The 14,971-nt window shown below is 72.3% G+C and carries 12 protein-coding genes; 3 read left to right on the forward strand and 9 right to left on the reverse strand.

The features are described 5' to 3' along the window. Positions 1-123: 123 nt before the first annotated feature. Both dnaE and C7C46_RS03105 read left to right on the forward strand, forming a co-directional pair. The gene (gene dnaE / locus C7C46_RS03100) at positions 124-3,672 is read left to right on the forward strand and encodes a DNA polymerase III subunit alpha (RefSeq protein ID WP_110665376.1); all 3,549 of its coding nucleotides are present in this window, start codon (positions 124-126) and stop codon (positions 3,670-3,672) included. 115 nt (positions 3,673-3,787) lie between these two features. Further along, on the forward strand, positions 3,788-4,504 hold the full coding sequence (locus C7C46_RS03105; RefSeq protein ID WP_110665378.1) for a hypothetical protein: 717 nt from the start codon (positions 3,788-3,790) through the stop codon (positions 4,502-4,504). A 7-nt stretch (positions 4,505-4,511) separates the two neighbouring features. Here C7C46_RS03105 and C7C46_RS03110 read toward each other — a convergent pair whose 3' ends face one another. From C7C46_RS03110 to C7C46_RS03125, 4 genes are all read right to left on the reverse strand, one after another. Then, positions 4,512-5,099: a dienelactone hydrolase family protein gene (locus C7C46_RS03110; RefSeq protein ID WP_110665381.1), complete on the reverse strand. Its 588-nt coding sequence runs from the start codon at positions 5,097-5,099 to the stop codon at positions 4,512-4,514. A 115-nt stretch (positions 5,100-5,214) separates the two neighbouring features. Further along, positions 5,215-6,069 carry an ABC transporter permease gene (locus tag C7C46_RS03115; RefSeq protein ID WP_110665383.1) on the reverse strand — a complete coding sequence of 285 codons (855 nt, stop codon included), beginning with the start codon at positions 6,067-6,069 and terminating at the stop codon, positions 5,215-5,217. Next, complete coding sequence (locus C7C46_RS03120; protein ID WP_110665385.1) at positions 6,066-8,792, reverse strand: alpha/beta fold hydrolase; 2,727 nt, start codon at positions 8,790-8,792, stop codon at positions 6,066-6,068. The genes C7C46_RS03115 and C7C46_RS03120 overlap by 4 nt, the downstream gene beginning before the upstream one ends. Before the next feature lie 72 nt (positions 8,793-8,864). Then, entirely contained in the window at positions 8,865-10,235 is a 1,371-nt protein-coding gene (locus C7C46_RS03125; protein WP_110665388.1) for a helix-turn-helix domain-containing protein, read from the reverse strand. Between the two features lie 121 nt (positions 10,236-10,356). Here C7C46_RS03125 and C7C46_RS03130 point away from each other — a divergent pair, with 121 nt between their 5' ends. Continuing rightward, a complete protein-coding gene (locus C7C46_RS03130) occupies positions 10,357-11,364 on the forward strand; it encodes a mechanosensitive ion channel family protein (RefSeq protein ID WP_245984071.1) in 1,008 nt (335 codons plus the stop codon). Here the strand turns inward: C7C46_RS03130 and C7C46_RS03135 are convergent. From C7C46_RS03135 to C7C46_RS03155, 5 genes are all read right to left on the reverse strand, one after another. Continuing rightward, positions 11,361-11,849 carry an LURP-one-related/scramblase family protein gene (locus C7C46_RS03135; protein ID WP_110665391.1) on the reverse strand — a complete coding sequence of 163 codons (489 nt, stop codon included), beginning with the start codon at positions 11,847-11,849 and terminating at the stop codon, positions 11,361-11,363. The genes C7C46_RS03130 and C7C46_RS03135 overlap by 4 nt on opposite strands. Positions 11,850-11,929: 80 nt before the next feature. Beyond that, positions 11,930-12,382, reverse strand: a complete 453-nt coding sequence (locus tag C7C46_RS03140) for a GNAT family N-acetyltransferase (RefSeq protein WP_110665393.1) — start codon at positions 12,380-12,382, stop codon at positions 11,930-11,932. Continuing rightward, a complete protein-coding gene (locus C7C46_RS03145) occupies positions 12,382-13,320 on the reverse strand; it encodes an RluA family pseudouridine synthase (RefSeq protein ID WP_110665396.1) in 939 nt (312 codons plus the stop codon). Before C7C46_RS03145 ends, C7C46_RS03140 begins: the two co-directional genes overlap by 1 nt. Before the next feature lie 49 nt (positions 13,321-13,369). Then, a complete protein-coding gene (gene lspA / locus C7C46_RS03150; RefSeq protein WP_425470013.1) occupies positions 13,370-14,026 on the reverse strand; it encodes a signal peptidase II in 657 nt (218 codons plus the stop codon). A 131-nt stretch (positions 14,027-14,157) separates the two neighbouring features. Further along, the gene (locus C7C46_RS03155) at positions 14,158-14,679 is read right to left on the reverse strand and encodes a TraR/DksA family transcriptional regulator (protein ID WP_245984076.1); all 522 of its coding nucleotides are present in this window, start codon (positions 14,677-14,679) and stop codon (positions 14,158-14,160) included. Between the last annotated feature and the right edge of the window lie 292 nt (positions 14,680-14,971).

A 14,971-nucleotide genomic window follows, 5' to 3' on the forward strand; every position in this document is an offset into this window, starting at 1 on the left:
GGCGTGACAGACAACACGGGACGCCGAGCGTCCTCCACCAGGCCCACCGATTCGGGTGACAGGAGCAGGCTCCTGGCGCCGTTAGGGTGGGTATCTTCCCAGTGGTGTGTGAGGAGACCCCCTGTGCCAGATGGCTTTGTGCACCTGCACGTTCACACTGAGTTCTCGATGCTCGACGGGGCTGCCAAGAACAGCAAGCTGTTCGCCGAGGTCGAGCGGCAGGGGATGCCTGCGATCGCGATGAGTGACCACGGGAACATGTTCGGTGCCTACGAGTTCTTCCAGAAGTCCAAGGGGACCTCGGTCAAGCCGATCATCGGGATCGAGGCCTACCTCGCGCCCGAGTCCCGCTTCCACAAGAAGCAGGTGTTCTGGTCTCCTGGCGGCAAGCGGCCGGCCAACACGGACGGTGAGGGCGGTAAGGACGTCTCCGGTGGCGGGCGTTTCACCCACATGACCATGTGGGCGGAGAACGCCTCGGGCCTGCGCAACCTCTTCAAGCTCTCCTCGCTCGCGTCGATGGAGGGCTACTACACCAAGCCCAGGATGGACCGCGAGCTCCTGGCCCAGCATGCCAAGGGGATCATCGCCACCACCGGGTGCCCCTCCGGCGAGGTCCAGACCCGACTGCGACTGGGTCAGTACGAGGAGGCGATCGAGGCCGCCTCCACCTACCGCGACATCTTCGGGAAGGAGAACTTCTTCCTGGAGCTGATGGACCACGGCCTGTCCATCGAGCGGGACGTTCGTGCCGATCTGCTGCGGCTCGGCAAGCAGCTCGGACTCCCGCTGCTCGCAACCAATGACTCGCACTACGTCACCGAAGACCAGGCCGATGCCCACGACAACCTTCTCTGTGTCGGCACCGGCAAAAACAAGGACGACCCGAACCGGCTCAAGTTCGGCGGCTCCGGCTACTACATCAAGACACCTGCCGAAATGCGGGAGCTCTTCAGCGAGTTGCCGGAGGCCTGCGACAACACCCTGGTGATCGCCGAGCGGATCGGCGCCTACGACGAGGTGTTCGAATACGTCGACCGGATGCCGCAGTTCGACGTCCCCGAGGGCGAGACCCAGGCCTCCTACCTGCGTAAGAAGATCGAGCTCGGCCTGCACCGCCGCTACGGCGACAACCCGAGCCAGGAGGTGCTGGACCGGGTCGAACTCGAGATGGGCGTCATCACCCCGATGGGGTTCGACGCCTACTTCCTCGTGGTCGCCGACATCTGCGAGTACGGCCGCAACAACGGCATCCCCGTGGGCCCCGGCCGTGGCTCGGCGGCAGGCTCGATGGTCGCTTACCTCACTGGCATCACGCAGTTGGACCCGCTGGAGCACGACCTCCTCTTCGAGCGGTTCCTCAACCCCGAGCGCATCAACCCCCCCGATGTCGACATCGACTTCGACGACCGCCAGCGCGACCAGATGGTGCGTTACGTCACCGAGAAGTACGGCGAGGCGTACACCGCCCAGGTGAACACCTTCGGCACCATCAAGGCGAAGGCCGCGGTCAAGGACTCGAGCCGAATTCTCGGCTACCCCTTCGCGATGGGCGACCGGATCACCAAGGCGATGCCGCCGGACGTGATGGGCAAGGGCGTCCCGCTCGCCGATCTCTTCAACGAGTCGCACCCGCGGTACAACGAGGGCGCCGAGATCCGGCAGATGTACGCCAACGAGCCGGACGTCAAGAAGATCATCGACACCGGCATCGGCATCGAGGGCCTGATCCGCGGCACCGGCGTGCACGCCGCCGCGGTCATCCTCTCCTCCACGCCCCTGCTGGACCTGATCCCGCTGCACAAGCGGGACAAGGACGGCGTGATCATCACCGGATTCGACTACCCGTCGTGCGAATCCATGGGCCTGATCAAGATGGACTTCCTGGGTCTGCGCAACCTGGGCATCATCGATCACTGCCTGCAGATCATCCGGGCCAACCGGGGCGTCGAGGTCGACATCGAGAAGATCCCGCTCGACGACCCGACGACCTACCAGATGCTGGCCCGCGGCGACACGCTGGGCGTCTTCCAGCTCGACGGCGGCCCCATGCGCGCCCTGCTGCGCCTGATGAAGCCCACCGAGTTCGCCGACATCTCCGCCGTCTCGGCGCTGTACCGCCCGGGCCCGATGGGCATGAACTCGCACACGAACTACGCGCTGCGCAAGAACGGCCAGCAGGAGATCGTGCCGATCCACCCGGAGCTGGAGGAGCCGCTCAAGGAGGTCCTCGGCCCCACCTACGGCCTGATCGTCTACCAGGAGCAGGTGCAGCGAGCCGCGCAGGTGCTGGCCGGCTACAGCCTGGGCCAGGCCGACCTGCTCCGCCGCGCGATGGGCAAGAAGAAGAAAGAGGTCCTGGAGAAGGAGTTCGTCCCGTTCCACGCGGGCTGCAAGGAGCGCGGCTACTCGGACGAGGCGATCCAGGCGGTGTGGGACGTGCTGGTCCCGTTCGCCGGGTACGCGTTCAACAAGTCGCACTCCGCCGCTTACGGACTGGTCTCCTACCAGACCGCCTACCTCAAGGCGAACTTCCCGGCCGAGTACATGGCCGCCCTGCTCACCTCGGTGGCGGACGACAAGGACAAGATGGCCGTCTACCTGGCCGAGTGCCGGGCGATGGGCATCAAGATCCTCTCCCCCGACGTCAACGAGTCGGTGGTCGACTTCACCGCCGTCGGCTCGGACGTGCGCTTCGGCCTCAAGGCGGTGCGCAACGTCGGCGTCCCGGTGATCGAGTCGCTGATCAGGACCCGCAAGGAGAAGGGCAAGTACACCTCCTTCGCGGACTTCCTGGACAAGGTCGAGCTGGTCGCCTGCAACAAGCGCACCATCGACTCGCTGATCAAGGCCGGCGCCTTCGACTCGCTCGGCCACACCCGCCAGTCCCTGGTCGCGGTGCACGAGAACGCGATCGACGCCGTCACCGGGGTCAAGAAGCAGCAGGCGATCGGCCAGGACGACCTGTTCGGCGCGCTGGACACCGGCGGCGACACCCCCGCCATCGGCCTCGACTTCGAGCTCAGCGACCGCGAGTGGCCGCGCAAGCAACTGCTCGGCCTGGAGCGCGAGATGCTCGGCCTGTACGTCTCCAGCCACCCGCTGGACGGCGCCGAGCACATCCTGGCCCGCAACCGCGACGTCTCGATCGCCGAGCTGATGGGCTCGGGCCGCACCGAGGGCGAGGTGCGGCTGTCCGGCCTGATCACCAACGTGGACCGGCGGATCAACAAGGCGGGCAACGCCTGGGCGATCATCACCCTGGCCGACCGCGACGGCTCGGTCGAGGTGCTCTTCTTCCCGGCCACCTACAACCTGATGGCCGATCAGATGGTCGAGGACAACGTGGTCTCGGCCCGCGGCCGGCTCAACGAGCGCGACGGCGCGCTGAGCATCTTCGGCCAGGAGCTGACCACCCTGGACATCTCCTCGGCCGAGCACGGCGGCAAGCCCCCGGTGCAGATCACGGTGCCCTACCCGAAGATCAACGCGCACGTGGTCCGCGAGCTCAAGGCCACCCTGCAGGCGCACCCGGGCGACGTGCCGGTCCGGCTGCTGACCACCAGTCGGCAGCGGGACGTGCTCTACGAGCTGGGCTTCCTGGTGAACCCCGACACCGCCTTCGCCAGCGAGGTGAAGACGCTGCTCGGGCCCTCGGCCTGGAGCGCGTAACGAGCAGGTAGCAGAGCGCGGGGCGGCCCTGCCGGGGCCGCCCCGCGCGCGCTAGTCTCTCGGGTTGCGAGGAGTGGTGGATCGACCGCCGACCGCGCGTCCTGAGGGGGAGTCGATGAGTTACAGCCCGCCGGTCCAGCCGTTCGCCCCGGCGCCGTTCTCGCCACCGCGCCCGAGGGGCGGGGCGCTGCCGGGGCTGGCGGCGATCCTGGTCCTGGAGCTGCTGCTGCAGCTCGGGATCCTGGCCTTCGACCTGAACCGGGCGGGCGCCGGCTACCTGAAGTTCGCGCTCTGGGGCGACTACCACGGCGCCGTCGCCGACATCCCGGTCTTCTTCAGCCCCTGGGACACCGCCACCGCGGTGGCCCTGATCGTGATGATCGTCGCGGCCTTCAGCGGGCGCAGCTGGATCCGGGCGGGCGGCACCGTGCTGCTGCTGGCCGGCGGGTACGCGCTGGCGGTCAACGAGCTCAACCTGCTGACCTCGGGATCCGAGGGCCGGAACTCGTTCGGCTCGCCCCTGGTGCCGAACCTGCTGCTCAACCTGGACCTGGTGGCTCAGGTGCTGCTCGGCCTGGTGTTCGCCGTGGTGGTGCTCGCCACCCGGAGCGGCGCCACCGCCCCGCTCGCCCCGCTGCCCGGGCAGATGGGGCCGCCCCAGTTCGGCCGGCCCCCGTTCGGCCAGCCCTCCTTCGGCGCACCCCAGCCGCAGCCCCAGCCCCAGCCCCAGCCCCAGCCGCCCGCCGACCGCCCCGGCTTCGGCGGGCCCGTCCCGCCGCCGCCGGCGCAGCCGCCGGGCCAGCCGCCCTACGGCTACCCGCCGCGCGACTGACGGTCCGTCAGTCCTCCTGCGCCACCTCGTCGAGGAAGTCGAGCGCGACCGCCCAGGTCCGCTCGGCCGCCTCGGCGTCGTAGTCGGGCAGCTCGGGGTCGGTGTACAGGTGGCCGGCCCCGCGGTAGCGGTGCACCTCCACCTCGGCACCGGCCTTGCGCATGCCCAGGTACCAGGCGTTCTGCCAGTCCTCGGACTCGAACTGGTCCGGGTCGGCCAGGTGCAGCTGCACCTGGACTTCGGTCTGCGCACCCTCGCGGATGTCGGAGGTGCCGTGCAGCAGAAGCAGCGCGAGCGCCCGCTCGTCGGCCAGCGCGAGGTTCTGGGCCAGCGAGGCGCCCAGCGAGAAGCCCGCGTAGACCAGCCGGCCGCCGTCGGCGAGCAGCGGCGCGGCCGCGGCGACCGCCCGGCGCAGCAGTTCCTCGGAGCCGAGCTCCTCCTTGTACGCCATGCCCTCCTCGACGTCCTCGAAGGTCCGCCCGTCGTACAGGTCGGGCACGGTCACCTGGTGCCCGGCCGCCCGCAACCGGTCGGCGGCCTGGTGCACGGCGGGGCGCAGGCCGTACGCGGAGTGGAGCAGGAGGATCTGGGCCACGGGTTGGTTCTCCGAGACGTCGTTCGAGGACAGGTACGCGGTCCATCCTCCCCCACCGCGCGATCCCGCCCCGCGATCAGGACGCGCCACCAGGACATCCGGTCAGGACACGCGGTCAGGACACGATGTCCTTCACCCCGAACCGCCGGAAGGCCAGCGCCAGCAGCACCACCGCGTACGACAGCGACAGGGTGACCCCCTGGATCATCCCGCCCCACTCCAGCTGCGGCTGCAGGGCGTCCGCCCAGGAGTACTGCCAGTGGGCCGGCAGCCACTCGCGCAGACCGCCCAGCGCGGTGATCGCGTCCAGCACGCCGGTGATGATGGAGAGGAAGACCGCGCCGCCCACCGCGCCCAGCGGCGCGTCGGTGGCCGTGGACAGGAAGAAGGCCAGCGCCCCCACCACCACCTCGCTGAGGATCACGAAGGCCACCGCGATCGCCAGCCGTGGCAGCGCCTCCACCGCCGAGAGCGAGCCGCCGGTGGGCAGCTTCAGGTCGCCCCAGCCGTACGCGGCCGTGCCCACCGCCAGCCCGACCAGCGGCAGCAGCAGGATCGCCACCGCCGAGAAGGCCAGCCCGACCACCAGCTTGTTCACCAGCAGCCGGGCCCGCGGCACCGGCGCGGCCAGCAGGTAGCGCAGCGAGGACCAGCCCGCCTCGGCCGCCACCGTGTCCCCGCAGAACAGCGCGACCGGGATCACCAGCAGGAAGCCGGTGCCCATGAAGAGCAGCGTGGCGGCGAAATTGGGCCCGGAGGCGGTGGCCAGCTCGATGAAGGTGGTCCGGTCGGCCCGGGTCGGCGTGCCGCCGATCTGGAACGCGGCCAGCACGATCACCGGCAGCGCCACCAGCACCGCGAAGATCACCAGGGTGCGCCGGCGGCGCAGCTGGCGCAGCGCCTCCACCCGCAGCGGCAGGGTGTGCTGCGGGCGGTAGCCCGCCGCCCGGTCGTCCAGTACCGCGGTCACCCGTTTCCTCCGATCAGTGCCAGGAACGCGTCCTCCAGCCGGCGGTGCGGCCCGGCCCGCTCCACCGGCACGTCCAGCCGGACCAGCTCGGCGATCAGCTCGGTGGCCGTCATCCCGTCCAGGCGGACCAGCAGCCCGTGCCCGACCACCTCCACCTCGCCGATCCCGTCGAGCGCGCCGGCCTTCTCGGCCGCCGTGGCCAGCTCGGCGGGTCCGAACGAGGCCGGGGTGCCGACCAGCAGCAGCTCGCCGGCCCCGACGATCGCGCTGACCTCGCCCGCCGTGACCAGCCGGCCGCGGTCCATCACCACCAGGTGGGTGCAGGTCTGCTCCACCTCGGCCAGCAGGTGGCTGGAGACGATGACGGTCCGTCCGGTGGCCGCGTAACGGATCATCACCTCGCGCATCTCGCGGATCTGCGGCGGGTCCAGGCCGTTGGTCGGCTCGTCCAGGATCAGCAGGTCGGGCAGGCCGAGCATGGCCTGGGCGATCGCCAGGCGCTGCCGCATGCCCTGGGAGTAGGTGCGCACCGCGCGGTCCAGCGCCTCGCCGAGGTCGGCGATCTCCAGCGCCTCGGCCAGGTGGGCGTCGGCGGCGGGGCGGCCGGTGGCGCGCCAGTACAGCTCCAGGTTGGCCCGCCCGCTCAGGTGCGGCAGGAAGCCGGCCCCCTCGACGAAGGCGCCGACCCGGGAGAGCACCGGCGCGCCGGGGCGCACCGCGTGCCCGAAGATCCGGATCTCGCCCGCGTCCGGGCGGATCAGCCCCATCAGCATCCGCAGCGTGGTGGTCTTGCCGGCGCCGTTGGGGCCGAGCAGCCCGAGCACCTGGCCCCGCTCGACCCGCAGCGACAGCTCGCGCACCGCGTACCGGTCGGTGGACCCCTTGTACCGCTTGCTGAGCCCGGTGATCTGCAGCGGGACCTCGGCCAGCGCCGGATCCGGCGGCCCCACCGCGCGCCGGCGCCGGGCGGTGAGCAGCAGCGCGGCGGCCGCGGCCAGCGCGAGCAGCGGCAGCACCCAGGTGCGGGCCGGCAGCGGGGTGGGCTCGACGTGCAGGCCGGGGTCGACCGGCAGGGTGAGCGGGCCGGTCACGCTCACCCGGTAGGTGGCGGGAGCGGCCGGGGAGGCGTAGGCCAGGTCGGTGGCGGCCAGGACCAGGCGCAGCCGGTGGCCGGCCGCGAAGGCGTGGTCGACGGCGGGCAGCGCGACGGTGCCGCTGCCGCTGATCCGCACGGGGGCCGCCAGTTGCTGGGGCAGCACCTGCTTCCCGTCCGGGCCCAGGTCGTAGAGCTTGGCGAAGAGCACAGCGTCCGGCCGGTCGGCGGCCACGTCCAGCCGCACGGTCGGACTGCCCGTCAGCTGCACGCCGGTGGCCAGCGGTGCCGAGTCGAAGGTGGCGGACTGCCCGGGGAAGTCCAGCGAGAGGCCGAGCCCGAGCTGGGAGGCCTGGGCCAGGGCGCCCAGGCCCGGCAAGGTGGAGATCGCGGGCGGGGCACCGCCGGGCGGGTTGGCGACGGTCTGCTGGGCACCCGTCAGCTGGACCTGGCGGGTCTGGGTGCCGCCCAGCCCCGGGTAGTGGTCGGCGTCCGCGCCGCGCAGCACGGCCTGGAAGCCGGTGGAGTCGACGCCGCCGGTGCGGGTGACCCGGAAGGCCGGGCCGGTGTCGGCGCCGTTCTTCTTGAGGTAGTGGTCGAACCAGGCGGTGATCCGGCCGTTCACCCGGTCGCTGGTCTCGGTGCCGCCGTCGTGCCCGCCGGCGAACCAGTCCACCGAGACCGGCGCGCCGTTGGCGGCGATCGCCCGGGCCATCTGGTCGCCCTGGTCGAGCGGGAAGAGCGAGTCCTGCTGGCCCTGGACCACCAGGGTGGGGACCTTGATGCCGGAGGCGAAAGTCGAGGGGCTCGACTTCCTGAGCAGCGCGACGGCGTCGGCGTCCGGGCGCCCGGCGGTGGCCACCCGGTCGTACATCGCGCACAGCTCGTCGGTGAACCGGCCGCAGCCGGGCGGGCCCGCGGCGGGCCGGGCGGGGGCGGGCTTGCCGGTGGTGGAGGCGGTCAGGTCGCCGGCCGAGCCGGAGGTGAAGAAGATCCCGGCCCACAGCTTCTTGAACACCCCGTCAGGTGCGCCGGGGCCCTGCAGGTTCTGCGGGAAGAGCGCCTGGGACAGGTCCCACCAGGTGATCACCGGGGCGATCGCCTTGATCCGCGGGTCGGCGGCAGCGGCTAGCAGCGAGATCGCCCCGCCGTACGAGGCGCCGGTGATCCCGACGTCCGGGTCACCGGGGCCGTCCAGCTGCACCTCGGGCCGCTGGGCCAGCCAGTCCACCAGGTGCTTGACGTCCTGCACCTCGCCGTCCTGCGCGTTCAGCCCGATCTTCCCGGTGGACCGGCCGAACCCGCGGGCCGACCAGGTGAGCACCGCGTAGCCGGACCGGGCCAGCTGCTGGGCCTCCCCCACCTCGTCGGCCTTGCTGCCGCCGAAGCCGTGCGCGAGCAGTACCGCGGGGCGCGGCGAGCTGCCGGTGGTGAAGAACGAGGTGTCGATCGACACCGTGGCGGAACTGCCCGGTGCCTCGGGCATGGTGAGGAACCGCTCCTCGACCCGGACCGGTTGTTCACCACCGAACGCGACCGCCGCCCCGCCGAGCCCGACCAGCACCGCCAGGGCCAGCCCGAGGGCCAGTACCCGACGCCGCGTCACCTTGATCCGTCCCCGCAGCTCCACGGAAAACGATCCTAGGCCCTGTATGACAATTCCCGCCGAGCCGCCCCCTCGGCCGGATCGGCCGGGCCGGCTTCAGGCGCCGGGCTCCAGGGGCGGCGGGCCCAGAGTGGTGGTGCCCCGGGCGGTCAGCCGGGTCAGGCCCAGGCGGTAGGTGTCCAGCGCCTGCTCCGCCCGGCCGGTGCGCCGCAGCAGGTCGCCGAGCAGCCGGCACAGGTCGGCCAGGTCGCCGGTGGCCCCGGTGGGCCGCAGCAGGGCCAGCGCGGCCCGGTACTCGGCCTCGGCCGCCTCCTGCTCCCCCGCGTCCTCGGCGATCAGGGCGCGCAGCCGGTGCGCCGCGGCCCGGTGCACCGGGCCGACGGTGTCCGGCAGTCGGCCCAGCAGCCGGGCCGCCTCGGCGTGGTGCCCGCGCCGGCGCAGGACGTCGGCCAGTTCGACGTCCAGCTGTGCGGTGTAGAGCGAGCCGCGCGGACGGGCCAGCAGGGTGCGGGCGGTGCGCAGCTCCAGTTCGGCCTGGGCCGGGTCCCCGTCCTGGGCGTTCAGGTAGCCGCGCATCCAGTGGCAGTGGGCGAGCTCGGTGCGCAGGCCGAGCTGCTGGTACAGCTCCTGGGCCCGGGTCAGCGCGGCGTCCGCCTCCGCCGTGCGGCCCTCGGCCAGCAGGGTGCGGGCCACCCCGCGGTGCAGCCGGGCCAGCAGCGCCGGGTCGTCCACCTGCGGGGCCAGCGCCAGGGCCAGCTCGGCGGCCCGCGCCGCCCGGGTCGGCGCGCCGAGGTCCAGGTACGGGGTGATCACCGTGGCGTAGAGCAGCAGCAGCGCCGCCGGGTCCGGCAGCCCCGCCGCGGTCAGCTGCTCGATCGCGTTCTCCAACAGGTAGCAGGAGTAGCGCAGGTCGCCGGCCAGCAGGTGGGCCACCGCCCGGCCGCGGACGGCCGGCACCCGCTGCGGCAGCGGCGCGTCCACCAGCAGCAGCTCGGCCTGCTGGAACAGCTCGATCGCCCGTTGCAGTTCCCCGGTCTCCACCGCGCACTCGCCGAGCCCGGTCAGCGCCGCGGCCTGCTCGGCGGGCAGGTCGGCCGCCCGGGCCTGCGCCGCCAGCTCGGCGTACTCGTCGGCGGCCTGCTCCGGCTCGCCGTCGCTGAGCCGGCGGCGGATGTCGGCCAGCCGCAGCCGCAGCTCGGCGCCCAGCCGCTCGGACTGCCCGGTGGCCAGCTCCCGGGCGCTCACCCCGAGCCGCTCGGCGAAGTGCCGCAGCGCCGCCTCCGACGGGCGGGCCCGGCCCGCCTCGACGGTGGAGACGTAGGCGGCGGTGTAGGCGGGCTCGGCCACCGAACGCTGGGTCAGCCCGCGCTCGGTCCGCAGCCGCAGCAGCCGGCGGCCCACCGCCTCCTCGGCCGCGGCCGGATCGGCCCCGGATCTGCCGGCGGGGTCGGTGCTCTCGGTCGCCATCTGGGCCTCCTGGGACGGGCGGTTCCGGGCAACCGTAGCGCCCGGGGCCGTCCGGTGACCCCGGCCTGACACCAGGTCAGCAATGGGATGGTTTGTCAGCTTTCACGGCTATCGTGACCCTGTGCTCCGGCTCCTGCTGACCCTGCTCGCGGTCACCGCGGTCACCCTCGCCACCGGCTGGCTGGTGGACCGGTCGCTGCAGCGGGCCGCCGCCCGGCACCCCGAATCGCCGCTCTGGGCCCCGCTGCGCCGTTGCCGGGTCCCGCTCCAGTTCGTGGTGGCCACCGGCCTGCTGCTCGCCGCCCCGCACCTGGTGGACGACCCCGACCTGCGGCACGCCCTGGTGCTGGTGGCCCTCGCCGCCACCGGCTGGCTGGTCGTGCGGGTCAGCGCGGCCGTGCTGGACGGGGTGCTGCTGCGCTACGAGACGAGCGCCGGGGACCCGGCCCGGCTGCAGCGGGTCCGCACCCAGCTGGGCATGCTGCGCCGGGTGGTGAGCGCGCTGATCGCGGTGGTCACCATGGCCGTGATGCTGCTGACCTTCACCGCCGCCCGCACCCTGGGCGCCAGCCTGCTGGCCTCGGCCGGGATCCTGGGCATCGTGGCCGGCGTCGCCGCCCAGGGGACCCTGGGCAACTTCTTCGCCGGCCTGCAGATCGCCTTCAGCGACACGGTGCGGATCGGCGACACCGTGGTGGTGGAGGGCCAGCAGGGCACGGTGGAGGAGATCACCCTCTCCTACCTGGTGGTGCGGCTGTGGGACTACCGCCGGCTGGTGGTGCCGGTCTCCTACTTCGTCAGCAAGCCGTTCGAGAACTGGACCCGCCGGGACCCGGGGCTGCTCGCCTCGGTGCTGCTCCACCTGGACCACGCCACCCCGGTGCCGGCGCTGCGCGAGCGGCTGCGCGAGACGCTGGCCGCCAGCAGCCACTGGGACGGCCAGGAGTGGGCGCTGCGAGTGGTCGACGCCACCCCGAGCACCATCGTGGTGCGGGCCACCATGACGGCCCGCAGCCCGGACGAGACCTTCGAGCTGCGCGCCGCGGTGCGCGAGGACCTGATCGCCTACCTGCGCACCGAGCACCCCGAGGCACTGCCCCGGCTGCGCACCACCGCCGAGGAGGGCTAACGCTCCCTCAGGTCCTCCAGGGTGTGGTCCACGCAGACCGCCAGCACCAGGAGCAGGGTCGCCTCCTGCTGGCTCAGCACGTCCACCGCCCAGGTGTCGCGCAGGCTGAACCAGCGCCGGGAGATGTGCGCCAGCGTGGTCCCGTCGTGCTGGATGTCGAACTCGCGGTCCCAGTAGTTGCCGACGATCCTCAGCCGCCGGCCGTCCGCCAGCTTGACCTTGAACCGGTCGCCGAAGAACGAGAACATCCGCTTGCTGATCTTGGCGATGTGCTCGCCCTGATGGCTGATCAGGATCGTGTGGTGGATCGTCAGCGCCTTGCGCACGAGCGAGGCGACCACGGTGCCCTCGGTGTCCACCAGGTGGAAGGTGCTGCGCAGCCGCAGCAGCTTCTTGTTGACCCGGTAGACCTTCTCGCGGTGCTCGGTCTCGATCCAGGCCTCTTCGTGGAAGGCGAATATCCGGTCGCGCACCAGGTAACGCATGGGTCCCCCGTCCGGGTCGGTGGCTCGTTGCCGCCCCAGAGCGTAGTGGCAACGGGCGCGAGCCCCAACGGGGGTACGGGTCAGAGCGTGCGGACCATGGTGCGGTGCGGGATCCCGGCGTCCTGGTAGACCGGGCCCTCGGCGGTGTAGCCGAGCCGCTCGTAGAAGCCGAGCGCCTGCACCTGGGCGTGCAGTTCGCACTCCTTGGCGCCGAGTTCGCGGGCGGCCTGCTCGACCGCGCGCACCAGCGCCGCACCGAGCCCGGTGCCGCGGGCCGCCTCGACCACCGCGAGCCGGCCCAGCAGCACCCGGCCGGCCAGCCCGGTCAGTTCGTACGCCTCGGCGCCGCTGATCAGCCGGGCGGTGCCGAGCGGCGCACCGTCGGCGCCGAGCGCGAGCAGGTGCACCGAGGTGGCGTCGAGCGCGTCGTACTCGAGCTCCTCCGGGATCTCCTGCTCGACCACGAAGACCTCGCGGCGGACCTGCCGGGTCAGCTCCAGGTCGGCGGCCGAGGCGGCGATCCGGATCTCCATCAGCTCTCCGCCGCGATCGCGTCCAGCGCCCCGCGCAGGTCCTCGGGGTACTCGCTGGAGAACTCCACCCACTCGCCGTCCGCGGGGTGCTCGAAGCCGAGCGAGACCGCGTGCAGCCACTGCCTGGTCAGGCCCAGGCGCTTGGCCAGCGTCGGGTCGGCGCCGTAGGTCAGGTCGCCGACGCAGGGGTGGCGCAGCGCCGACATGTGCACCCGGATCTGGTGGGTGCGGCCGGTCTCCAGCTTGATCGAGAGCAGCGAGGCGGCCCGGTAGGCCTCGATCAGGTCGTAGTGGGTGACCGAGGGCTTGCCCTCCCTGGTCACCGCCCACTTCCAGTCGGAGCTGGGGTGGCGGCCGATCGGCGCGTCCACCGTGCCGCTCATCGGGTCCGGGTGGCCCTGCACCAGGGTGTGGTAGCGCTTGTCGGTGATCCGGTCGTGGAACTGGCGCTTGAGGTCGGTGTAGGCGCGCTCGGACTTGGCCACCACCATCAGGCCCGAGGTGCCGACGTCCAGGCGGTGCACGACGCCCTGGCGCTCGGCCGCGCCGGAGGTGGAGATCCGGTAGCCGGCGGCGGCCAGGTGGCCGATCACGGTCGGCCCGGTCCAGCCCGGGGACGGGTGGGCGGCCACCCCGACCGGCTTGTCGACCAGCACGATGTCCTCGTCGTCGTGGACGATCCGCATGCCCTCGACGTGCTGCGGCACCACCTGGACCGGGGCGGCGGGGGCCGGCATCTCGACCTCCAGCCAGGCGCCGGCGGTGACCCGCTCGGACTTGCCGACCGTGGTGCCGTCGATCCGGACCTTGCCCTCGGCGGCCAGCTCGGCGGCCTTCGTCCGGGAGAATCCGAACATGCGGGCTAGGGCGGCGTCGAGACGCTCGCCCTCGAGGCCGTCCGGTACGGGAAGCGTGCGGATCTGCGCTGCGGTACTCACCCGTACGAGTATGCCGCACCGGGCGCGGCCTCCCGCGCCGTCACGGGGCTCAGGCGGCGGTGCGGTGGGTGGAGCCGTCCGGGTTGCTGCCGCGGAAGGAGAGCAGCACCACCAGGATGCCGCCGCAGACGATCGCCGAGTCGGCCAGGTTGAAGACCGCGAAGTGCTGGACCGAGATGAAGTCCACCACGTGGCCGCGCAGCACCCCGGGCGAGCGGAACAGCCGGTCGGTCAGGTTGCCCAGCGCCCCGCCGAGCAGCAGGCCCAGCGCGACGGCCCAGGGCAGGCTGTACAGCCGGCGCGAGATCCGCCAGATCACCACGATCACGGCGGCCGCGATCAGCGTGAAGACGATGGTCAGGGTCTGGCCCATGCCGAAGGCGGCACCGGGGTTGCGGATCACCTGAAGGGTCATCACGTCGCCGATGATCCGGATCGGCGAGCGGCCCTCCAGCTTGGCCACCACCAGCAGCTTGCTGCCCAGGTCGATCAGGTAGGCGAGCAGTGCGACCGAGAACAGCACGCCGAGCCGGCGGCGCCGGGCCGCCTGGCCGCCCTCGACGGCACTGGCCCCGGCGCTCTCGGGCGCCTCCACGGCGGCCGGCCCGGTCGACTCGGCGCCGGTCGGACCGGCAGCGGCGGACGCGGCCTCGACGGGCCCGGTGGGCTCGTCCTGGGTCTGGGGGGAACCTGGGGTAGTGATGATCCGCTCCGCTGCCGAAAAGGGGGCCGACGTTACGGGGTCGAGGGTACGGCACGCAGGCCGCGCACCGGCTCGAACCCGGGCCCCCGGGACGCCGCCACTCCCCCGTCGACGGCGACCCTTGGGCGGTGCGGTCAGCGGCGCTCCTGCTTCGCCTTGCAGGACACGCACAGTGTGGCGCGCGGGAAGGCCTGCAGCCGGGCCTTGCCGACCGCCTGCCCGCAGGACTCGCAGACGCCGAAGCCGACGCCCTCCAGGCGCGCCAGCGCGCGCTCGGTCTGGTCGAGCATCTCCCTGGCGTTGTTGGCCAGCGCGAGTTCGCTCTCCCGGTTGATGTTCTTGGTGCCGGCGTCCACCTGGTCGTCGCCGGCGCCGTCGTTGGAGTCCCGCATCAGGCCGGTGAGCGCGGCCTCGGCGGCCTCGATCTCCTCCCGCAGCCGGATCAGCTCCCCGTTCAGCTCGGAGTGCAGCTCGGTGACCTCGGTCGCCGTCCAGGGCTCCTCGCCCGTGCGGACCGGCAGCTCGGCCGGGTCCACCGACTCCGCTCCGGCCCCCGCGGCGACGGCGCGCGCTCCGCTGCCGGCCGGGGTGTGGGTGCGGCTGGCGGCCGCGCCCCGCCCGGAGCTGGTGCTTGTCTTGCGCCGTGTCGTGGTCACGGAACCCTCCCCTTGGTCGCCTGCCACGGCCTTGCGGAGCCGCCGGGTGGCGGTTCCCGTGCCCGATGCCTTCTCAGCCATGGCTTCGACCCCATCTACGAATGACTCCGGCCGACGGTTCCCGTCGGCCACTGGTGCCGGAACGATAATCCTGATCGAAACCGGCCACAACGGGACATACCGATGCCAGTCGGTGATCCCACTCGGGCAGCCGCCAGGGGCTCCGACGGCTGGGCAGTGACAAGGTTGTGCCCAGATCACCACCGGCTAACCACCGCCGGCCCGGACGCCC

This window comes from Streptomyces tateyamensis (assembly GCF_003205575.1).
GTDB classification, from domain to species: Bacteria; Actinomycetota; Actinomycetes; order Streptomycetales; family Streptomycetaceae; genus Kitasatospora; species Kitasatospora tateyamensis.

Bases quoted from the DNA above. Each gene is read 5' to 3' on its own strand.
- C7C46_RS03135 (WP_110665391.1), bottom strand. From the start codon at position 11,849: ATGCGTTACCTGGTGCGCGACCGGATATTCGCCTTCCACGAAGAGGCC.
- C7C46_RS03140 (WP_110665393.1), bottom strand. From the start codon at position 12,382: ATGGAGATCCGGATCGCCGCCTCGGCCGCCGACCTGGAGCTGACCCGG.
- C7C46_RS03105 (WP_110665378.1), top strand. From the start codon at position 3,788: ATGAGTTACAGCCCGCCGGTCCAGCCGTTCGCCCCGGCGCCGTTCTCG.
- C7C46_RS03125 (WP_110665388.1), bottom strand. From the start codon at position 10,235: ATGGCGACCGAGAGCACCGACCCCGCCGGCAGATCCGGGGCCGATCCG.